This is a genomic window from Mesorhizobium sp. M0848 (assembly GCF_040319805.1).
In the GTDB taxonomy this organism is placed as follows: Bacteria; Pseudomonadota; Alphaproteobacteria; order Rhizobiales; family Rhizobiaceae; genus Mesorhizobium.
Genome location: NZ_JAMYOM010000001.1, coordinates 337,095 through 359,651, shown reverse-complemented (window position 1 = coordinate 359,651; position 22,557 = coordinate 337,095). Strand labels below are relative to the sequence as shown.

The 22,557-nt window shown below is 60.2% G+C and carries 8 protein-coding genes; 3 read left to right on the top strand and 5 right to left on the bottom strand.

Annotation, left to right across the window (positions count from 1 at the left end):
- Window positions 1-243: 243 nt before the first annotated feature.
- Both NKH95_RS01710 and NKH95_RS01705 read right to left on the bottom strand, forming a co-directional pair.
- Window positions 244-5,964 (bottom strand): hypothetical protein, encoded by a 5,721-nt coding sequence (locus NKH95_RS01710; RefSeq protein WP_352890775.1) that lies wholly within the window; start codon window positions 5,962-5,964, stop codon window positions 244-246.
- Window positions 5,957-14,752 carry a hypothetical protein gene (locus NKH95_RS01705; RefSeq protein WP_352890773.1) on the bottom strand — a complete coding sequence of 2,932 codons (8,796 nt, stop codon included), beginning with the start codon at window positions 14,750-14,752 and terminating at the stop codon, window positions 5,957-5,959. The genes NKH95_RS01710 and NKH95_RS01705 overlap by 8 nt, the downstream gene beginning before the upstream one ends.
- 825 nt (window positions 14,753-15,577) lie before the next feature.
- Here NKH95_RS01705 and NKH95_RS01700 point away from each other — a divergent pair.
- The gene (locus NKH95_RS01700) at window positions 15,578-16,822 is read left to right on the top strand and encodes an endonuclease/exonuclease/phosphatase family protein (RefSeq protein ID WP_352890771.1); all 1,245 of its coding nucleotides are present in this window, start codon (window positions 15,578-15,580) and stop codon (window positions 16,820-16,822) included.
- Between the two features lie 214 nt (window positions 16,823-17,036).
- On the opposite strand, the gene NKH95_RS01695 is transcribed toward NKH95_RS01700, so the two are convergent.
- From NKH95_RS01695 to NKH95_RS01685, 3 genes are all read right to left on the bottom strand, one after another.
- Window positions 17,037-17,507, bottom strand: a complete 471-nt coding sequence (locus NKH95_RS01695) for a hypothetical protein (protein ID WP_352890768.1) — start codon at window positions 17,505-17,507, stop codon at window positions 17,037-17,039.
- 195 nt (window positions 17,508-17,702) lie between these two features.
- Window positions 17,703-19,436, bottom strand: a complete 1,734-nt coding sequence (locus NKH95_RS01690) for an amidohydrolase family protein (RefSeq protein ID WP_352890766.1) — start codon at window positions 19,434-19,436, stop codon at window positions 17,703-17,705.
- Between the two features lie 419 nt (window positions 19,437-19,855).
- Window positions 19,856-20,173, bottom strand: coding sequence for a hypothetical protein (locus NKH95_RS01685; RefSeq protein WP_352890764.1), 318 nt, complete (start codon window positions 20,171-20,173; stop codon window positions 19,856-19,858).
- A 540-nt stretch (window positions 20,174-20,713) separates the two neighbouring features.
- Here NKH95_RS01685 and NKH95_RS01680 point away from each other — a divergent pair.
- Window positions 20,714-21,118, top strand: coding sequence for a hypothetical protein (locus tag NKH95_RS01680; RefSeq protein ID WP_352890762.1), 405 nt, complete (start codon window positions 20,714-20,716; stop codon window positions 21,116-21,118).
- Window positions 21,115-22,497, top strand: coding sequence for a hypothetical protein (locus NKH95_RS01675; protein WP_352890760.1), 1,383 nt, complete (start codon window positions 21,115-21,117; stop codon window positions 22,495-22,497). The genes NKH95_RS01680 and NKH95_RS01675 overlap by 4 nt, the downstream gene beginning before the upstream one ends.
- Window positions 22,498-22,557 lie beyond the last annotated feature (60 nt).

Here is a 22,557-nt window from a genome sequence, read left to right as displayed (position 1 = left end):
TAGCGATCCGCGATCAGGCAAAAATGACTGTTTTATCTAAAAGGAAATACACGAGCATTAGGGCATCCCGGCGCGCTTCAAATGAATCGCCGAGGGCGCGATTTCGCTGAGAGTCAGTACCTCAGAAGCTGCCAGAGCGGCATCCGATCCGAGACGCCTGTGGCGACGGCGATAGTTCGAGTCAGAGCCCCAATGAGAGGCACCCTCGGTTACCTACTGTCCGGCCTCGACGCAAGGCGTGCCCTATTCGCCTATCTCGGGCGGCGGCTTTCCGACCGTGGTCTTCAGTCGCGCAAGCGGCATACGGACGAGGAAGCTCTCTCCAGCGCGAGCCGAAGGCGCCTCTGTCGCGGTCCCGTAGCGCGGCTCGTCAGTATAGCTTCCTGGCCGAGAAAGCTCCGTCTCGGCGGCAGTGACGAACCATTGCTCGCCGGCTTTGTCGTACGCCGCAGCCGGGATGACGAATGAGCGACTCCACTCCGCTCTCGATCCGGCACAGCAAGGCTCTACCTCCGCCCTTTGTACCTCACTCTCCGAGTGATCGCCCTCGCCATCCGGACGGCGACGGCGAAGGGCGAATTCCATCTTCGGCAGAATTGCGCTGTTGTCCGTGATGCCAGACACCGAGGCCTGGATGCGCACCATCTTGGTCGCCTTGTTCGTATACCGCTGGCCTGTAACGCGTAGCTCGCGATCGGGAAGGATGCGGACCCATTGCGTTACCGGTTCGGAGACCCGCAGATGAGGCGCCGCATGCGGCTGATACCGGACGAGCCCGAGACGGACGAAAGGCGTGACCGCTGCGCAGGGGTCGATCCGGATATCGGCGTACCATGTCTCCTCCTGAGGATCGAAACGCGGGGCGAACGTGAGAAGCGATACGATCATCGTGCGCGCCGGCGATTGGCCTCCTGCACCCTCAGGAACGGGGAGCGGCATCACGACGTCGCGCACGAAAACTGCCGTCCTGGGCGAAGCCGGCCCGGAGAACTGGTCCTTGCCATCGTCCCGGGCTGTCGGCAGTTCGGGGAAATTATCCCGTGACATGAGCCAACCCTTCAGGCCGTCATCTTGTCGAGTCGGATCAGCACCCCATCGCGTCACGTAGGCGCCGCCGGGCCCGAGATCCGCATCCTGCAGATAAAGTTCGTTTGTTCCGTCGCTAGGCAACTTGAGCAGGTCGATAGGGTCTCGTCCCGGAGCTAGATCACGAAGCGTGTCGGCACGTAGATCGGCGGAAGCGAGCCAGGGCAAGTTCGGTGGCCAAGTCACCAAACCCAATCGCTCCCCATCTCCCGACGAAAACCAGGGACGTGCAAGTCTGACCCGGACCATCATGCTCCGGTGTGCAATGAGAACCTCACTAGCTCCCTCACTCTCGGGGCTTGGCGTATAGTTCCAAACAAAGGAAGGCTGCGGCTCCCGGCCGGACGGCCTCGAAGGCCTAACCGTTGCATTCAGCCATTGCGCCTGGATGGGCCGCGCAGCGACTGCGGCCGCCTTTGCGTCGTCGCGCTCACCAGGAAGCCGTGGGGGCGCGACGATGTTTGGCACCGCTTCGCCGTATCGAGTGGCAAGCATGCCACCATGCGGCGTAGCCGCCTGCGCGTAGATGCTGATGTAGCGCGCGCGCGCGTCGGGAAAGGCAGGCGGCCGCTCTGCTCGCAATCGCTCATCGCCAGGCTTCGGACAGCCGTTGTCCGCGAGACGGGCGCGGCGCTGGACATCCAGGAGTTCAGGCGCGGAGTTGGGTGAAAAGCCTTCTATGCGGAGCAGTCTGACCGTCTCGGGACGAAAGATCGGATAACCGTCGGCATCAAGAGCAAATCCATACAGATCGCGAACGCTCATCGGTGTTACACCGTCTGGCCGTGGCCAAAGTCCGCGGGCAATGTCATCACGCGAGCGCCCGCGGTCCGGGTCGTCAAACCGTCCCCGTGCCGCAGCGGCGCCGATCGCTGTGATCTCGACCGCCCCAACGGTCGGGCCGAGGGCACTCAGCTTGCGCTGGATCGACGTTCCGATGAGACCACTGAGCAGGACGGGCGTTGCACCGTCCTCGTCGGTCGCCGGAATATCCACAACCACGGCGGGCGCGAGACAGGTTTTGCCGCCAAGCACCGCTTCTATTGTGTCGGGATTGAGACGGCGTATGACCAGCCCGGCGGCGTCGGTTGACGGCAGTGCTCGCGGCAGATCGACGGCGTAGGTGGCATTCAGCATTGTGACTGCCGCGACTTCGCGTATGGGCTGCTTGAGCATCGACGCGAGCATTTTTTCGGCGAGGACGACGAGGTCGGCAGAGTAGCCGACAGGAAGCCCGCCGAGGCCTGTGATAGCCCGCTCGCCGCCACTGCCTCCTCTCGTCGCGAGTGCCGCGAGTTCTTCCAAGATGGATCCAGGCTTCTTGATAGGGGACAGGTCCTTGGCCGTCGTCGCGAGTGCCAGTAAGGTTCCAGTGGCTTCAAAAATGTGTGCAAGAAAGGCTTTGCTGGGAAGCGCCCAGACCCCGATCGAGAGTTCCTCGCCAGGCGCTATACGGACCTCAACATAAGCCGCCTTCAGGGTTGGGGCGCCCTTATAAGGTTGGGTTCCGGTGACGGCAATGCGGTCTTTGCCTGGCGCGACTTCCACGCGTACAAGGTCGAGAACCAGCGGCAAGGCATCCGGATAGCCCTTAGGGACAGGCTTGCTGGCCGCATCGGTATCGCTCGGATAGAGCTTGACGGGGACTGTCGCAATCGGCTCTCCGTTCTCTGCGCCCTTGAACCAAACCGCGACTATCAAGCCGGTTGCGCCAGGGTCAGGAAAATACGGTGTCCGCTCAGGCTCCGTATAACCTCCCTTCGGCAGGGCTCGAAAGACGGCCGCTCCAGATGGGGCGTTGACCGCGGAAAAATGGATCGTCCGTTTCAGCGAAGGATCATTCTTGAAGATGACGATTTCGTCATCCGCGCGGCGCAAGATTTCGCCTTGATCCGTTTGCCCACGCCATGGCACGACGCGCTTGCCAGGTGCTGCCTTGGGGGCTGGCTCGGCCGCTGCGGCTCGAAAGATCGGCAGGCCACCCCAGGCCGCCCGATAGTCGAAGCCCTTGAGCCCGCCCTTGGGACGTGAGGTGACTGCCAGTGCCCGCCAGGCCACGCGCTTTTCGACCCAGACCGCCGGTTGAGCGTCCGAGCCATCGTGAGGCGCGGAGGGAACGATCTCCGGGGAAAGCGGGCGAGGGTATTGCTCAGCCTCGTCAGGTGCGGTCACCTTTTCGTCGTCCATCAGCATCCGCGGCTCGGCAAGTTTTAAATTGCGATCGACGCCATCGTTCTTGAGCGTGTCGAAGGCACCATGCAGCCCCGCGACGTCCAGCGGCACTGCGGGAATAAGCAGCACTCGCCGGTCGAAGCCAACGCCGGCGATGCCCTTGTCCGTCGCCGTGTTTTGCGGGAGCGCCGCGACGAGACGATTTTCAGGATCCGTGACGGCACGCACGACCATGGTGGCGGCCTGCGGGGCGGGGTACCGCCCAGCGAGCAGCACGGATGTCTTCTGGCCTGCCGCAGTCAGCGTGCCAAAGAGTGCGTCCGGCACAGCGATCGCGGGCGCCTCGATGCGCTCGTGACGTTGAAACCTCTTCCCTGCGTCGCGGGCTTCAGGCAGAACGAGGCTGCCGTTTCCATGGACGATGCGACTCAGTTCGTAGTGGCCAAGCGCGCGCTCAAGCGGCATCGACACACCGCCGAGAAAGACCGGGCGCGCCGCCAGGTGGTAACACCAGCCGTAGCGAGCCGGCGGCGGTGTGAGCGCCCCGCCAAGCTCATTGCGGGTCGGAAGGTCATAGGTGATGTTGAAAGGCAGGTCGGCGGAATCGAGCGAATGCGTCTCGAGCCCACACGCCAGCCCTGGTGGATCGCCGCGCCACGCACCGACGATGTCCTCGGCGAAGGCCGTTGCCGTTTCAACTCCGCTTTCCCAACCGGGCTCCTTCTCAGCCCATTCGCGCAATGCCGCTGGCGCATGGAAAAGGCCGTCGTCGGCCTCCCGGCGCGCATCCGCGCCGTCGAGGTAGAGAGCGTTGATTCGCCTTTCCAGTTTGGTTCCAGAGAAATCGCTGAGCCCGGACTCGGTAAGTGCCAACGAGTACTTGACCTTGCGATGCATCAGGGTATGCCAACGGCTTCGCGCGCCAGCACCATCTTTGGTTGAACGCACGCCGACGTCGAGCTTGTAGCCGACGGTCAGGTCGGCAGCGTCGAGAACGAGGAGCGCGTCCTGCTTATCGCGCTCAACTTGGGATTCACTTGCGCAATAGCGCGCAATTGCGTGAGCTTGCCGACGCCGGTCGGCAAGGGCCAAACCCGCAGTCCGCCGCGTCTCGGACGCGTAAGCCAATGTCGGCTGTTGTCTTGATTTGTTGTCGAGCGCGCCCGTACTGGTAATCGAATCAAGCGTCAGAATTTCATAGCGAGGGGCGGCGTTGAACGGTGCGTTCCTTTTGCCGAATGAGAGTGTTTGCCGTAAATCGATGATAGCGTCAATGCTATCGCAGGCACCAAGCTCGCGCGGATCCTCCTTTGCAGAAAGAGCATCGAACTCCTCGCGATTCGAAGGATAGAAATGTCCCGCCTGGCCGCTGTCACCGGCCTTGCGAAGACGCTGCTTTGCTAAAGTCCAGATCGTGGGCGGTACCGCGACAGGATTTCCACGTCCCGCACTCTTGAACTTGAGCGAGGCGCCCAGCAAGGCGAAGCGCGCCTCGAGCTTGCGCGGTTGCGGCATCTGGCCCAAATCGATCGGCGTGCCGCCATCTTCGGGCAGGAGATCGACGATGTTTTCCTCGACAAAGGGAACGGCTGAGCCAAGCAGCAACCCCTCAAGGTCGGACGCGAGACATTCCGCGTCGACGACGAAATGAAACAGACGCCCGAGCGAGGGGTTGCTCTGGAGCGCGAAGAACCGGCGTCGCGCCATCTCGTCCGTCGTGAAATCCTCCGGGGCGGCGCCTTCCAGTTTCGCAGATCGGCGGGTGTCCGCCTCATGCGTAGCGGGCCGCGAAGCCAGGCGAAAAGCAGCGACGGCTTCGGATGGAAAGAAGCCGGGAACCGAGTCTGCTTCGATTGCCTTCAGAGCCTCCTCCACCATGTCGGCTGCCTGGCTTTCGCCGGTCTCCATGACGGCGACAACTTGCTTCAGCGCGGCTGTGGCGGCCGTCGAGGTCGAGGCTTTTTCGTAATCGCGGCGAGCTGCCGCGATCGCATCCGCACGCAATCGGCTGCTCTTTAGATCTGCCCATGCGTCATCATTGGCTTGAGCCTCGTCATATGCGCCGAGCGCACGAAGCGTCAGGTTTTTGGGATATGGGCGCGCCGGATGCCCCAAGGCCTTGCTTCGCGGCAGTGGACGACCGGGCCGCAATGCTCGAAAACCAATAACCGCGGCACGTTCAACCGTCAGCCCCATCGCAACGTCGGCTCTTCCCGTGCCGTGGATGTCCGGCGTACGTTGGGTGGCATTGGCGTCCTCGGGCTTGCGCGTCAATCGATCGCGGGTTGCGTTGTTGCCTTGATCCAGCAGCTCCTGGATCGCCACCAGGCCTGAGGCGCCGCGCATGGCTTCCTGCCAAAGGACCGACAGAACATCGAGGTCAGCCGCAACTATGCGCGTCTCCATTGCCAATGGCAGCGCAGCAGCATCAAAATCACCAGGCGTTGAAGAAAGAGCCGGGCGCCACCCCTTAACCCCCAAGGGCGCAACCCTGATCGAAATTGGCGGCCGTTCAGGCGATGCTGACGTGATCCCGAGGAGGTTGGCAATTTCTTCTGGCCATCTTGCGAGGTCTACTGTGTTGATGTCCGTGTCCGTGGCGGCCATAGGGGAGAAGGCCAGCGTGACGCGAGCCTTGTCGCCAAAAATGCCCGCGGCGACGACCTGGCACGCGACTCGGACGTTGATCGATTGCGCGTCAGTCATTAGCGAACCCCGAGATGTCGTTGGCGAAGTAGGTGAGATATCGAGCCCAGTCCTCGACCTGCGAGACCGCTTGGCAAGCGACTGTCGCGATTTCGGCGTCCGCTCGAGTACCGGCCATACCGACGATGAAAGGCGGGCGTTTCGCGAGACGGAGGGTATCGCCGCTGCTACCCGCCCCGCCTCCTCCGCCAAACCCTTTGCCGATGCGGCGCGAGACACCGACTTTGAACTCGACTTTGGTGATCCCAAGCGAGAATGAGTATGTGAACGTCGCACGACCGACGAGATTGCCGCCAGCGTCTTGGCCTACCCGCACAACAAGCGTTGCGGCAACGCCAAAGCAGGCGATGTGCGCTTCGCCGCCAGCGTAGAAGAAGCCGTCAATGACGACGAAATCCTGATCGTCCTGCATGTATTTGCGCAGATAGATTCCTGTGGAGATGCGTCCCTGGCCGCTCAAGGGCCCGAATTGGAATGCGCCGCCGCCACCAAATTCGAATGAGGCTGCAAAGCCGGTAATTCGCTTGGCGCTCGACGTCAGGGACAGGAAGCCGCCGCCTGTGTATGGCAGGATGGAGAGCAGAACAGGGCGGTCTTCCGCGCCGATCGAGGCAGTAAACTCGGCCTCGCTGTTGTCGAACGGCAAGCTACAGGAGGCCCGGATAGCGACGTTCGAAAACGACATCGCGGCGATCGAGATGATCCCGAGATCCAACGTGTAACCCGCTTCGATGCCGGGACGACCTGCGAGCGGTCTGACGAACGGACCGCTGGCACCAGGGTTCATGAGCGCTTGCAGTGGCTGCAGGAACGCGGCCGTCGGACCGAGCTGGAAATCCTTGTAGGTAAGGTCGAAGTGAGAGCCTTGCTCGCTCCCGCTGGTGAAGCGGGCGCCATCGAAGATTAGCGTCACAATATCAAACAGATTGATGTCAAACGCTTCGATCCGGCACTCGGCCTTCAACACGGGCGCCCGACCAGCGTCGAGCAGGTCGTAGACCGCGCTCGCTGCGATGACGAGCCGACTTTGATCTCCTGGAATGAAGATCGGCTTGGATGTGGGGAACGGGGAGAGGTCGGATTCGAGGTCGTACTCGACCGAAATCTGTGACGGCACGAGAGAGCGAAGCCTCTCGTCAATGACGCGCCGCGCTCCTTCGAGATCGACGAGGCGCTTGAGGTCTCCGCTCAGCACGACGTCGGCAGCCTTGCGAAGATTGTCGAAGAGAAGAGCAGCCGAAGAGCGTCCGTGCCCCCAATCGTCGAACAGAGCTGCTGCTTGCTCGATTGCATTGGGCGGGTTTCCCAGCCAAGCGGCCACGTCGGGCAGCTGGGCGAGACGGTCGAGCTCTATCCTCTCGGCGCGAAGGTAGTCCCTTGGATCCGCCTGTTTTGGATCGTTCTCGTCTGGCAAGCCGGCCCGTCGTGACTGCGGATAGCCGACCGCAAGCAGCTCGCGCAGCTTCGCCTTGGTCAATCCAGCCAAATCGTTCAGGATTTCGTCGGGCGTTGAGCCGGCGTTGGGGGTGAACGGACCTCCGCCGAGCGACTTCCAGATGCCGTCACGGGCGTCGACGAGCCGCGATTGAAGGTTCGCGAGCACTGCCGTCGCGGACGAGAGCACCACTGCTCCTGCCGCGAGCAGACGCTCGACGAAAGATCGACTGGCTGCGAGCCGGAAGGCGACCGCGTCTATAACGGGTCGCTCGAAGCCGGCACAGATCTGGTCGGCCAACGTTATTAGATGGCCCTCAACTAAAGCGGACGCGTCGCCAAGCGCCTGAGCGAAGCGCTCGATATCACCGATTGTTTGCAGTGGTGGGTTTGCGACGGCGCCGGACAGCCCGGTCTGCAGGACGGTCATTGCGTCGGCGAGCCCCTGCGTTACCATCGCATCGAGCGTTTGCTGGAGCGGTGGAAACAGCTTGGCCGCATCCCGAGTCGCCCGGAGAATGCTTTGGGCCTCCGATGCCTTGAAGCGCCCCAGTGCCGTCGCGTCCTTTGCCATGTCGGCCGCCGCCTGTACCGCCACCGCGACTGACTCGCATACATCCTGCGCCGCAGGCCAGGGTGCGGACGAAAGCGAAGCAACATCCTTCAGCAGTTGCGCAAGCGGCGGCGTTTGTGCGGCCACCGTTCTGGGAAGCGCTACCAGCGCCTGCACGAGCGCTACGCGATGACGCGGCAGTGCGACCAGAGCATCGAGTGCGGCGCTGAACTGAGTCGGATCGGCGCACGCGTATGCTGGCATAAGTCCTTTGATGATTGTTCCTGCCTGGAGAACGCTGGCCTCCAGTGCCACCGCAGGCGCCATCGCGCCGAGGAGCGAGCCGCGTATGGTCCGCGTCGTGGCTGCGAGGGCTGGCTGAGGTGGGTTGAGCCCCTCCAGTTCTTGCGCCAATGCTTCCAGTTTGGCGGCCACGTCATTGCGTGCGGCTGCGATGAGTGCCGTGGTTGGCAAGAGCTCATCCGCAAGCGACTGCATCACCCTGGTTGCCGTGGCGCAAATCTCGTCGATCTTGTCGAGCGCTTGATCGGCAGCGGCGCCTGCCGCGTTGATTGCCGCGCGGCCCGCGTCGACGGCGGCGGCGATCACGGCCGTCGCACTCGCCTCGGCGGCCGCCTGCAAGTCGGCGGCCGCGGCCAGCAACTGCCCGACCATGTTCAGACCCGCCGAAAACATGGTTCCCGTGATGCGCTCAGCGTCGGTCATTGCCCCAAGACGCCATTCATCGAGTGCCTGAGCGAGGGCCTTCTGGAGATCGGTCGTCTTTGCGCCGATGGCGTCATTCATGGCTGCGATGAAGGCCTGGGCGATGGGCGCTGCGAGGTCGTCCGGCGAACGTCGGGCGCACAGGCCTTCCAGGATTGTCACCGATGCCGCCGCCAGCGCAGTCTCGACTGCGGTTTCGAACGCCTCGACTGTGGCAGAACCCATGTTGACGCCCTGCTGGCCCGGCAGCGCGAAGACGAGGCGGCGCCAAGCGCGGAATTGCGTGGTGCCTACCGCGAACAGTTCGCTGACCTGATCGCAGACACGCTTCTGAAGATCGCCCAGCTGTTGCTTCAGTGCACCGGCTTCCGTGCCGGCGATCTTGGCTGCCTGCGCGGCGAGACCTTCGAAGGCGACGTTCACGGTATCGCGCAGCGCCGCAAGCGCCGGAGAAACGGGATCGGCCGCCACTCGCTCAATGGCCTCGAGAAACAGGCGGCCTGTCGCATAGATGTCGGCGAAGGCGTTGAGAAGCGCCGAGGCACCATCAGCGGTACCGGCGACAGCGATCGCATTGTCGAGTGCGCCAGAAAGTCCCGTCCACGCCTTGGCGAGGTCCGGATAGAGGTAGCCCAGACGCCCCACCATCTTCCGCTCGGTCGCCGCATCGAATGGTGTCTGATCGGTCCGCGTAGCAAGGTAGAACTGGCGTGCCAAGTCGGTGAGTGCCTCGCGCATCGGCAGGAGGACCAGATCCCTGACCTTGGCGGCTGCGGCGGCACGGGCGTTTGCGGAGGTGCTATCGAGATCCTCCGCGACCGAAGACACGTAGTGAGTAAGTTCCTTGAACCTGGGTGTGTCGCTCAAAGTCGCGGTCAGAAACGATATCACTTGGCCAATCGTGAAGATCCCAAGCAGCCTTGACGATTGATCGAAGAAGGTAGACGGGTCCGGCGTATCCATTCCGGTGGAGGCCGGTCTATTCAGCGCGACAGCTTTCGTGGATGTGGACCCGCCGCCAATTGGTCCGCGCGATCGCGAGACGCCCTTGAATGTCGTGTCCGGCCGCGCTGGTCCGCCGATGCGATCACCGGCGCGACGGATGTCGAGCTTGGTTTCGCCACGGATATCAATATAGATATCCGTCTTTGCGGCGCGCTCATCCGCACCAGGTGTCGCCTTAGCCTTAAGGCGGTCATCGGGCGGAAAGCCAAAGGCACGATACTCGTGATCGAAGATTATGGGTGTCCACGACACGCCGCCGCCCGTCATGCGTTCGATCTGGGTTATGCGGACATTTCCGCTCGCCATGATTGGATAGAATGGCGGCTGGTCAACGCCGGCCATCAGTGGCGTGGACGTGAACGTCTCGTTGTGGAAGCCGAAGCCTTTTTCGCGATCGACGGTGATGAGGTCTGTTTGACGACCTTCGGATTTGATCGTCCAATCCAGCGTCTCGAAGCTGGTGGCATCCGGCTCCTGTTCGGCCGCGTAGCGGCGCTTCGAGCCGCCAAGCGGCAGGACCGTGCGCCAGTTTGGCGGTGTGACGTCGGCAAGACCATTGTACCAGACGGTGAGGGCCTTAAGGGCTTGCTCGTCATTTACCGCCGTGTTGTCGACGAAGATAAGCGGCATGCGCGCCGGCGTTCCGCGTTGGTCAATCTGCAGTTCGAACTGAACCTCACCGCCTTCGCCGGGTGAAACCCGTGGCCAAAACACGAGACCTGGAAGCGTTTGCGTGGGTTTGTCTACCGGTCGCAAATAGATACGGCCGCTGCGGGTCTCGTGGGTGCCGTCCTGCTCCGGGCTCGAATCCGCGGGGTCCAACAGATCGGGCGTGACGCGGGTCAGGATGTCGACGCGACCGGGCGGCCAAGTCCGGCCGCCGTTGGGCTGACCAGCAGCCGGATACTTTTTATCGGGTTTTCCGATGCGCAGGAAGAACCGCTGCACCAGAAAGGCAACCGGCGGTCCCTTCGGCTCGACCGGCATCATGCGCCGCTCTGTCAGTTTGACAAGCGAGGCCCTGTGACCGAGCGGGAACAGAAATCCTTTGTAGACCGCCTCGACGCGGACGTCGCGCCCAAGCACCGTGGCCTGGCTCCAACGCTCCAGCGCGAACGCGTCGAACAACGCACCATCCTTAACCCGCGCCGAAGCCGGCGGCGAAAAGTCGGTGTCGGCGACGAACGTACCGCCAAGCGCTGTCAGAGAGAGTTCGGTAACGCCCAAGGCCTTCGGGCGGTAGATTGTCGACCAATCACCAACCGGGTTCGTGCTGCTTGCCGGCTCGCCATTGAGTGTCTCAAGCACAGCGTCGCGCAAGCGGAAACCCGAGGGAACGGGCGCTTGGCTTGCATCGAGAATCGCACCCTTTTCGTCCCGTGCACCGAGGACCGGGAGGCCGTAAAGGGAGGACAGGGCGACGATCTCATGGCGATCGCCCGCATCGAGACCAGTGCGGAAACGCTCAGGTGCGACACAGTCGCCCGGATTCTGGGCGCAGTAGTCATCAGTGGCGTCACTCCCGCCCTTGCCGTAGAGCGGCTCCGCGCCCCCGTACGGGTCGCGTGACGTGACCGATCGTGGCATGGCCCACGGAGCCCAAGGACCGTGAGGCGGGGCACCGCCTTGGCTGTCGACAAGGGCCTCAGGTCGAAAATCGGGCGACCAAACGGCCCGCACGCTGGCGGCTCCTGCAGCCTCGTCGAGCCAGGCAAACCAGAGAGGAACCGGGCCATCGGATCGGAGCTGGAAGTCCGCCCCCGCCCCCGTCACCGGCAGCCGCACCCGGAACCGGGCATCCTGAGCCGGAGATAGCAATACACGGAAAGGCATCTCGATGGCGGTCTCGTCCCAGCGCGGGGCTTTCACGGACGCCACGATCTCCGCCATGCGCAGACGACTCGTAACCGTGCCAAGTCGACCGAGCGCCGGTGGACAGTACGCGTCGGCGTTAAGGGCCCGGTTTTCGTCGTGGCGGACCGCCCAGCTGTCGCCTCGCGTTAAGCCCTGGTATAAAAGTTTTGCCGCCTCGTCGCGCGTCTCAACGCGAGCCCATGACGGCGGGAGTAAGCCGCCAGGACCAGCCTCCTCCGTCGATGCCGCCCAGGCGGCGAGCGGTTCGAAAAGGCGCTCTGCCCGCCGCACGACCGCAAGGTCGAAAGCGCCCCAGTTCGTCAGCGCCTCGAAGGTGAATGGGAAACCGCCGGCCGGCTCGACAGTCGGCCCAGCGTCCGGTCGACCGCCATCGAAATCATCGAGTGGAACCCGAAAGACGAGTCGCGAAGGCCCAGACAAGCGCGCTTCTGCAGGTCTGACAAACCCCTCATCCATCTGTTCACGAGCGAAATCGAAGGCCTGTAATGTGGCGAGGATCGCCGCGGCCGTGGAAGTGTCTCCACCAGATCGTTCGAGACGGGCGAGCGTGCCGCTTCGCCCAATGTATCGAGACGTAGCGAGTTTCGGATTGGTTATGCCCGGGAGCCAGGTAGGCCCCGCGCTAATGGCGGCCGCGATGTCGCTTGGCAAGTTCTTGACTTTCAAGCGCTCGGATTTGGGCAAGCTATAGAAAGCATTGAAGGCCGCGTAGTCGGGATCGCGTCGATCGCGCGCCTGTTCTCTCGCGACGATGAAAGCGAGCTGTACTTTATCCGTTGGCGGATCGGGCACGTCAGCGGCGATACCTGCGGGCCAATCGTGCGGTGCCGGCAGGGGGCCAGGTCCAGGAGAAAGTGCGTGCATCAGTGCCGATGGCAGTTCAACCTGCGGCAACCCTCGCAATGCCTGCGCGCGCTCATCGGCTGACTGAAAGTTTATGTCTTGCGATTGTCGCACGATCTTACGGGCAATGCGCGACGCCTGAACGTCTAGCCAGTCCGGGCCGATGTAAAGGCGCTGATCTAAAGGGAGCTTTTGTGCATCATAGTCGCTCCCGAAGGTCTTTCGAAATTGCGAGAATTCCGATGTCGGTACAGCATTATCCTGCGCTTGACTGACACGGTTTCGTGCGTCCGTTCGTTCGGCAAGCGTGCCTGACCGCAAAGCACTGGCTAAATCCTTGACCTCCTGTGTCAACGGCGGATCGGGAAGGTCGGGCTCGGCAGCAAAACGGCGCAGGAAGGCGCGTTCCCCTATGTGCTGTGGCGGAAACTCGACGATGAGCAACGGCCGCGGATCGTAGGCGGAACCATAACGCAGCGGCGAGCTTCCAGAAACCGACGGATCCTCGCACAGTCGTTCCTCCTGCTGTTCCGGTAGGGGCCGACTATACGGGACAGCGGCGGCGAGGCGACGGTCTGGGGTGACGCGCCAACCTGCCTTCCCGCGTTCCAAAATCATATCACGGAAGCCGAAGCGGAGCGAGGCGAGGTCTTCCGGCCGCCTTACCCGCAAATTCGCGCGGTTGAGCGCTATCCGGACAGGGGCGCCGTCGGTGGGCGCTCCACCGATCTCGACCAGCGCTTCGGCCTGAGGCGGTTCGAAGGCGGGGGGCAGGGAGTCGGCTGCTTCTTTTGTCCAAGCTCCACGTAGCGATAAGCCGCCGATTCGGAAAAGGACCTCTGCCTCGTTGAAACTAAGCTCGCAGATCGGTTGCGTGAAGGCAGTTCGGGGGCCGGCCGGCTGCGATCCGAGCCAGTCGGGCGCGCTTTCCAGTGCGAGTTGCGCCACGAAGTATTCGAGTTTGCGAGTTGTTCCGGTTCCCGACGCGCCCAGCCGGATGGGTGGGACGCGTGGACGAACGCCTGGGCGCGGCGCAATAGCTGGCAGAGGAGCGATGAAGAATTCACCGTAGCGTGTTTCGACCGGCACCTGACGCGCCATAGGCGTCAGGGCGGCGGCTCGACGCGGCGTTCCACCCAGTCTTTGCCAGACAATTCCAAGGCAGCGGCCGAACACCGTGTTTTCAGACCCCTTGGCCGCACGACGAACTACGAGCTGCATCGGGGAGCGAAGGGCGACGTGCAGATCCATCGTCGAAGTTCGGCGCCACGCCATGTGCTGCCATGCCATCCAGCCGTCGCCCTGGCCTGGCAGATCCAGGACAAGGGTCGCCGTATCCTTCGCGGCGCTCTGACCCATTTGCACTTCGCCCGTCCAAAGGGGTATCGGTCCAGGAGCGGCTTTGACGCGCGCGATCCCGTAGAGGGCACGGCCAGCCTCGGCAGGCAGCGGTGGGGGGGCTTCATCGCCCTCGAAGAGGCTGCGGACGTCAGCTGTTTCGCTTCCAGCAGGGTCTAGCCGAAGCGGCACAACGCCGTTGGCCGGCCCGGCCGCCAACACACCGAAGTCTATCGCGCCGACAGCTGCGTTAAGCTTATCGCCGAGCAGCAGCAAGATGCTTCCCTTCTTCGGCGCGATACTCCACGCACCGGTGCTCTTGTAGCGAAGTGTCACCTCTGGTGCTTTTGCAGCAAATGCGACGGTGTTATCGAAAAGCGCCTGGAGGAAGGCCCGCGCCTGGCTATCCTTCAGCGTCGAGGCGATCTCCTGGTCGCTACCGCCGAAGAAATCCGAAAGGCTATCGGTCCGGAGGACGATTGTGCCGAGCGTGGCATTCGCGAATTTCAACGATATCGAGAGCGACGCGTCGACCGGAATCTCATTTGCGATCGGCTTGAGCGCAATCTCGACCGAAAGCATGAAGCTCGGGCCACCTGGGAAGCCGCATTCTGCAATCGTTGCGCGCCAGCCCTCGCGCGTCCGAGCAAGGACAAAACGCGAAAGCCTTGCGGGGTTGGCTGGGTCGGCGAAACTAGATGCAGGGAGAATCAAACGTTGGCGGTCAGCGTCTGTGAAGGCTTGATGCCGACCAGCACCGTTGCCGGATGATTGGCCCGGGCGCGTCCACTCAACGACAAGAGCTCGCCGTTCTTGTGTTTCATAGAACACGTCTACGGGTGGGACGGAAATGACGTTTGACAATGGTTGAGCAGCGGCGGCCAGAGGCACTGAGGCGGCGCCAACCAGAACGGCTCGACGAGTGATTTTAACGGAAGATTTCGTGCCGTCATTGTTGCTATCGACGACGCGTGATTTGTCGTGGCGTTCGGACACTATCTTGTCGTCATTCATAGGGCGCGTTCCGGTCGAAAGACGGAAAACAAAAGGCACGCACGGCTCTGTCTCCTAACAGAACTATGCTCTCTGAAGCTCTGTACACCAACGCAGGACAATAGTTATTTGCGATAGTCCTGAGCATCGGCAACGGCAGAAATACTGGCGGCGCTGTGCTGATGACATCGCCTGCTCAATAGGGACATGCGGTATGTCAGACCCCCCTAATGTTTATAAGAACACGAGTCATCAACGTTGCGCAAGACAAATTGACGTTGGGGAAAGACGCAGCTCTGTTTGCACCGGTATTGATTCGTCGGCAGGAAGATCGCCAGATCGGCGAGGATATAGTCGATTTAGATCGACATCCCTCGCCTTCGAGGATAACCGATAATTTCGCAAGACACTGCTTTCACAAAAGCAATGCTGACGCAATAAATCCATCCCCATCTGAAGTTTATTCGGCTGGTGTTTTTCTAAATTAATTTACAAATCCGACGAATTTTGCTTTTAATGTGAATGTAATCCTTGATACACCAAAAATTCATTCATCTAGTCGAAAAAATATCTTGGTACTGATTTCAGCTCGGATGCAACAGGCGTCCACTTTTCACCCACCTCATATTATCTTGGGTGGGGAAAGGCGGTGGCGCCGAAACGGATGTCCAGAGGAGACAACAGATAATCCGTAGCGACAACGCCCGGTGCGGGTAAGGTCGCCCTATCGATTTGATCGACGAGGGCAGCTACAACTGGCGCTGGACAACGACAATATTCAGGAGAATTATGATGACCAGAGATGACGCCCAGTAGATATTGCGGATACTTGGTCGGAGGTGCGACGTGCGTGTTTTTGCGATAGCTGCGATTCTCGCGTCTCTTATGCCGGCGTGTGCGCTCGCACGCGACATTACCGTCGTCACGTGGAATTTGGGTTGGCATGTCGATCGAGCCACTGCAGCGACTTGGATCTCGAAATGCGATGGTCTGTTCGAAAAGAACGCGACTACGGGTGTTTGGACGCCCTCGACGAGCGGGGCTGGAATTCCGGGTTGGCAGGTCAATTTTCGCGAAAAGGTCGAATGGGACTGGACAAGATTTCCGGTCTGCGACGTCTACAAGGATCGCACCTTCAATACGGTGCCTGTGACTGTTCGCGCATATGACAAACGATTACAGCAGCTGAACGATTTTCTCCAAAACACCATCCCTGCAGACATCTATGCATTTGAGGAGGTGAGTGGTGAGCAGGCTGTTCGAGACGCGCTGCCGGATGGAGGAGCGGGATACCAAGTTTGCACCTTCGTGGATTTCAAGGTTCAACGTCTTGCCGTCGCATGGAGGGCAGAGCTAGGTGATTCAGTCGCATGCACCGTCGAGCCCGCGCTAAGGCTCCCTGACAATCCGGAAGAGGACCAGCCACGTCCAGGCCTGTCGGTTGACCTGACGATCGATGGAGAGTTGGTTCGTGTCTTGGTCGTACACTTGAAATCATCCTGCGTTTCGCCGCTGGAGGCCAGCGGAGACCTTACCGACGATCAGGACCGCGACTGCAGGATTTTGCAGCAACAGATCGTGCCATTTGAAAATTGGGTCGAGGACCGCTTCGGCGGGGCAGATAAAGTAATTCTGCTCGGAGACTTCAATCGGAATTTCTGGCACGAGGTGCATGAAACAGGTCCAGTCCGCACGGATGGCAGCTCACCGCACACTCCGCTGCCTGCCGGAGTATTGGCAAGGGACCTGTTCGGCGAAGTGTTCGATGATGACCCGGCCACCACAACGGTGACCCTGCTCCCCGAAGAATGCCCGGTAAACGCTGCTGCAATGGCGCTTTGTCTGAAGGGTGAGACCCAGATTCTGAACGCAGCCGAGAGAAAGCAACTCGGTCACTCTGAGAATCTTGGCTGCCGCAATCCCTTGGGTCTCGATCATATCCTGATTAGCCGAGGGATCAGCTCCGCTCATGCGGCCGAGCATATTGCAGTCGGCGTGTTTGGTGGGACCAAGCCGGCCAGTACAGCGCATCCAGATCCACTGCTCGCCATCTCCGACCATTGTCCAACGCTGGCCAGGATCACGCTTTAGCATTACTCGCCGCGAGCAAAATTGGGGTGCCTAAGTCGAAAAATCGCCGCCCCCGGTCTTGAAGGGCTTGCGCACACGCCTTGGGCAAACCATTCCCGGCATGCAACTCTCTGCCACATACGCGGGTTTAGGACCGGGCTCGTCACCAATCGACCGGGCGGAGATCGGGCGACACGACGGTCCGATGGCCGTATCCGCACTGAACAAAGTAGGCTTACGTCTTCGATTCGGGCGAGCAGATTGTGACGTCGACGCAGGCCCGGACAAGAATGCCTTCATTGCCCCCGCCGTTTAGAGACAATTTGACCATGTCGATGCCTCGCACAGCGATGTCCTGATAGCTATTGGTCCCCGGCACAACTACGTTTGCGACTGTCGCCCCGGCCGAGTTCAGCGCCTGGATATCGACTCTGCCCGCAAAGGTGCCGATCCGCATCTTCACCTCGGACACGCTAGTAGGGAGATCGATTTCCGCTCCTTGGTCAAAGAACTGCAATCCGATCTCAGCAGCTGTCGCATTCGCAAACCACTGGCTTGTGGAGTTGGAGTGGAAGTGAAAACCGCCCAGGTCAAAATCCGGGGGGAATGGCGCGTTGTCCGCCATGAAGCTGAAATCCGCACAAAGCGGGCGCACTACTCCCGGCATCAAACCCTCCATGTTCTGGGCAAGACCAAGCAAATCCACCGAATGATGCCCAAGGTCATGTGGAGGATGAGCTCAAGTATGCAACGAGTCAACTATCATCGAAAGGAAAGAATATTCGCCGAAATATTTTCCTCGCCCATATCACGGCTGGGGGTCTTGCCGTCCAGTCCCAGGCGACAAAACCATCGAGGGCCAATATTAAATTGTCAACGCAGTTCACCAATACTTCCCCACTCAAGCTGCATCGAAGGCCATCAGCCACGCGTCAGGGAGTTGCCTCTTGGTGCAGTAGCGCTGCAAGCGGCCGCGAGTCTTTTCCCCGTGACCCAAGCCCAGATACCGAACGGCGTTGCGCCAGTAGATGTTCTGCAACTGGCTCGCCGTGAAGCCGGCGAAGCGAAGTTGGGCGTCGAGATTTGAGAGATAGTTGTTGTTGTCGAGTTCCTTGGCGATCATGGTCCAGTCGGTGCCGTACATCAGGTGACGCACGTCTGGATCGTAGGCACTGCGGAACGCTTCCAAACGGCGGCGAATCTCAGGCCGCTCTTCTTCTTGGCTATCCGGGATAGTCAGTTCGCTGAGATAGCTCAAATCGGCGAACAGGAAGTCACGGCCATCGTCCTTGATAGTCTCGCCGATGATGTCCTCCCAAACGGGCCCCGAGTACTTATCTGCCTCGCATCTTAGTCCTTGGGGCGCATTGTCCCCAATGTCGAGTGCTTCGTCGAAGCCGCCGAAATGGGCTAGATTGATTCGAAGGCGAGAATATTTCGGGATAGCCAGCTGTTTCCGCCACCACTTGGGGCTTGCACGCTGCCCATAGCCGCAGACTGAACCAAGGCTATTTTCCGCATGCGCCATGATCGGCACGTCCTCGGCCGCGCACCAATCGTATAGCTCCATCAGCGCGCGTTCAATTCGCTCACCGCTTGCGCCCTTTGGCTCTTTCGGAACCTTGAGATTGCCGTTCTCAAGGGGCTGAAATCCCATCGGCGGATAGAGTTTGACGCCGACGAAGCCGCAATCGCTGATGGCATGCTTAACCAGCTTCAACACGTTGTGGTCTTCTGCCGAGCGGCGCGGGTCGAAGCCCACCATGCTGTGCATGTGCATACCGGTGGTGGATTGCGCTATGGTAACCTGCAGCGCATCCATGACGTCCACTTGTTCGGTGATGGACGAAATTGGCGCCCTGCCTAACCAACGATGCATATCGAGAAAGCTCGGCGTGATCATCTGCACGCAGCGCTTGTCTGCGAAGACCCGGATATATTCCCGCGCAATAGCCTCGCGGCTGCCAAGCAGAAGGCGGGCGAAGTCTATGTAACGTGCGATTTTCGAACCCTTGCCCTTTAGCGCTCGGGCCACCTTGACCGCTTTGGCTTTGTCGAGTGGCCCTCCACGTGCCTTGGCCGTCACAATGCCGGCTTCGGCGTAGATCTGGTCGAGCAGCGCAGGATAGTCGGGGACGGCCTGGTCGCCGGCGATCGATTGAACGACCTTGTTTGCGGTTCGCTGACTTTGATCAAGTGCAAGCAGAGCATCGGCAACCGCCTCGGTCTGGCGATTTTCCATGTCCTCTGGCTTCTCCATCGGCTGACCGCGGCGCAGATTGGCGGCTTCCTGCTTCGCAGTAATCGTACCAGCACTGAGGATCAGAACCAGCAGCACAACCAGCGCATCGACAATACCGCCGGCCTCGGCAACTTTTAGTCCCGGGAAGACCTCTTCCCGGTGCTCACCGAGCACGACATATCTGACAAATCCTTCAACCGACACGTCCGAAGCATTGAAGAGGTGGCAGTGGACATCGATGATGTTGCCGCGCCCGTCTGCAACGCAGCGTCCTGGGGGCAGCGGCCACGATGCGCAGGCGGGCAGGATCGCGGTGCTTGCTGTACCACCCAGCCACTGCAGCAGCACCCGTCGACTTGGGATGCCCGCAGCGTCCCCAGTCAAGTTGAGCATTGGCCGCCCCCATTCCCCATGCGCGTCAGAAAAAGCCTGTTGTCGATCTATGCAATTGCTCAGCACCCATCTTCATGAGTCGGTGAGCCATTGGCAGTTGGATGTGATCAATTTGTCTGACATGAACCCCACAATGAAATGCGACGCTCGACTGTAAACGACACTCTGCCTTCAAAGCGCAGTGTCGCCCCCGACGTCAAATTCCCACTGCCCCAGAACCGCGCCATCACCGTCAATGGTCATCAGGGCCTGGACGACCCGGCCGGGTAGGCGCGCGCACCGTCGCGACCTGACCAATGCTGACGCTCGCAGGCGGGTTGACCGATGTGAGGCGGCTCGGCCGAATTGGAGGAGACTATTGAAAATAGTCGGCCCAGGAACGCTTCCGGTACGAGGCGAAGTTTCGTCTGCGAGCCATCCTAGCCGAGAATTTCTGTGGAGCCTTCAAAAACCCCTTCAAAATCCCCCACATGGTACAGGACGCGCAAAGTCTTGAGATAGCTGGGCCGCCCGGAATCCGGCGGCGCAATGGCAAACGTCTGATCAAAGTCCGGGTGACTAGTTGAGGTGACGTGAAGGCGCGTCGACGGACAATCGGCGAGGTTGACAGTAAAATCGCGTGCTGCGTCTCTTGCAATAGGTTCGGTAAGAAGAAAGGACCCAATCGGCGCTTCGATTGTTAGTGTCAGGTCTGGAGACCTGTTAACAAAATGTATGGTCGAAAATTGTACGGGCATGCTGTCCTCCTTTTGAAGTGGACTTCACAAACGCTCCTCAAAAAACATAGATCAACCGTCACGCTGAGGCTATCGAAAGTTACTAGACATTCGTATATTTCTAGGCTCGCGACCGCAGGAGCTCAATGCGTGCATCGAGCATGGGCAGCATGTAGCATGGACAGAGTACTTCGTCGCCGTATCGTCTGTGCACCAATCTTATGACAATTATGCAGTATTCCCGCCGAACGAGGTCGGTTTTCCCGCATCCTTGTTATAGAAGGGAATATTATTGTTTGAGGCTCGTCAAGACAGGGCCAGAGAATAGCTTGACGGGCCGCGCCAACGATCAAGCATGATTGCCACGCGGTCACGGAGCGTTGAAGCTTTCATGTGGAAAGGACAACGTTTCTTTTGGCTGTGAAACGGGTTCGAAACAGGCTGGAGCCCATCGCGAACCGAGGCCGAATATCTTCTTGTCAATACATATAAAAAGTGCTCAACTTCAACTACCCAGATAGCTTATAATTCTTCGCCAGTGTACATCGAGCAGGGATAGCTATGGCCATCACTTATCTTGTGATTCAAGACTACCTTAACAAGATTGCGGCGAAGGGAAACCTGGATCCCGAAGGCAGCGGACATGGGGTGTTTTGGGACGGCGACTACGCCTCTTTTAGCACTGGAGTCGTGCCTGGCAAGAAGTGCTCGGGAGTGCCGGTGCCAATCCTGAACCAGACCGATCTAGTCAATTCTGCCTTCTACCAGATCCTGAAAGCAGGCTGGTGCACGATGCCGGCGATGCCGCAGATGCCGCGCAAGGGGCCCTACGTGACCGATACGGGCTATTCGATCAAGCTCGACAACGGAACGGTCGTGACCGGCGCGCAAGTTCTTTCCGACATCGAGGACTGGCTGAAGGCAGGGGCACCGGAATTCGCCAGTGTTGGGAAAGGGACGTCGTGAACCGGAAATTATGGAGCTTCCTGGCATGTGCCCTATTCGCGGCCGCACCCGGCCTGGCTCAGGCAGAATGCATGGCGCCGGATGAGTGGTTCGCCGGCGCCACGGTGCCAGAGCCGCTCAACACCGAGCCGCGACGTGGTGAAGAGTGCGAATTCTACCAACGTGCCTGGCAGCACTTCCTTTATGCAACACAGGGCGACTTGGACAACCCCGCCTTCATCTCCTACCCATCCTATACCGATGTGTTCGGGGAGGACCGTAGAGCTGGGCTGTTCGCATCTGTTGACATTAAGGCGCATGCCGGGCCGCACATCATGTCGTTGGCGCCGCGGCTGATGAAATCTAAACAAGCCAACAACGCCGAAGACATCTTGCAGGCTGGGTCGAACCAGCTGCTGATCGACCAAAACGGCCATCCAATCTTCTACAACATCTTTATGAACAAGGCTTTTGCCAACCTGATCGAGACCAAGAAGTACAACACCGCAGAGCTGCAGAAGGCTGACCCAAAGGAGGAACTGCCTGCTGGTGTAGTTGAGTTCAAGGCGGCCTGGCAGATCGTAGATGAAAAAAGCCCACCAACGGATCGTATCGTCGTAGTGGCCAACGTGCCATGGTTGATTGCCGATCCGAAGAAACCCGGCAAGCTGATTGTCGACGATACGCGCAAGCTGCGACAGGTCTCCGTCGCTTTGATCGGCTTGCACGTCGTCTTCGTCACCGACGAGCACCCGGAAATGATCTGGGCGACTTTCGAGTATGATCGCAACGCTCCATCGAGCGCGGGAAACCCGACCGCCGTCGACGCATCCTATTGCCAGAACTCCGAGGAGCCGAAGGACGACACAATCGTGGCCGACGATCAGCCCTACATGCTTTACCAGACAGGGGCTCAAGGGTCCGACGTAAACCAGAAGCCGCAATCCATCACCGTGACCGACGACGCGATGCAGGTGTTTGCGGTGACGCCGAAGACATCGATCGCCCGCGCGTTTCCGTTCTCCAGTTGCGCGCCAGGGTTCAACCCGAATATTGCTGTGACCGGACTGGATGAGGATGTTTTCGACCTGAACAAGAGTGTGAGGTCAAAGAACAAAAAGCCATGGCTCAGCAGCTATAGCATGGTCGGCACGGTTTGGATGGACGAACCGCGCAATCCGAACGAGGGACTGGCTTTTGAGGAGGGCCAAGCGCTCGACTATTTCCAACTGCGGGGCGAAAATCGGCTGTCCAGCGTGTCGATGGAATCGTTTACTCAGACGAGTTCTCCCAACTGCTTCAGCTGTCATGACACCAACAGCAAGGGCAAGCTCGGCCCGATGCGGATAAGCGTCTCGCATATGTTTCGCAGGTTTTCACTGACCCTGCCGGATCAATAGATTCCAAACGGTCAAGTTCGCGCCCAACGCAAGCGCTCGTAGAATGGATTGAACGCACTG

Bases quoted from the DNA above. Each gene is read 5' to 3' on its own strand.
- NKH95_RS01710 (WP_352890775.1), bottom strand. From the start codon at position 5,964: ATGACTGACGCGCAATCGATCAACGTCCGAGTCGCGTGCCAGGTCGTC.
- NKH95_RS01705 (WP_352890773.1), bottom strand. From the start codon at position 14,752: ATGAATGACGACAAGATAGTGTCCGAACGCCACGACAAATCACGCGTC.
- NKH95_RS01690 (WP_352890766.1), bottom strand. From the start codon at position 19,436: ATGCTCAACTTGACTGGGGACGCTGCGGGCATCCCAAGTCGACGGGTG.
- NKH95_RS01685 (WP_352890764.1), bottom strand. From the start codon at position 20,173: ATGCCCGTACAATTTTCGACCATACATTTTGTTAACAGGTCTCCAGAC.
- NKH95_RS01680 (WP_352890762.1), top strand. From the start codon at position 20,714: ATGGCCATCACTTATCTTGTGATTCAAGACTACCTTAACAAGATTGCG.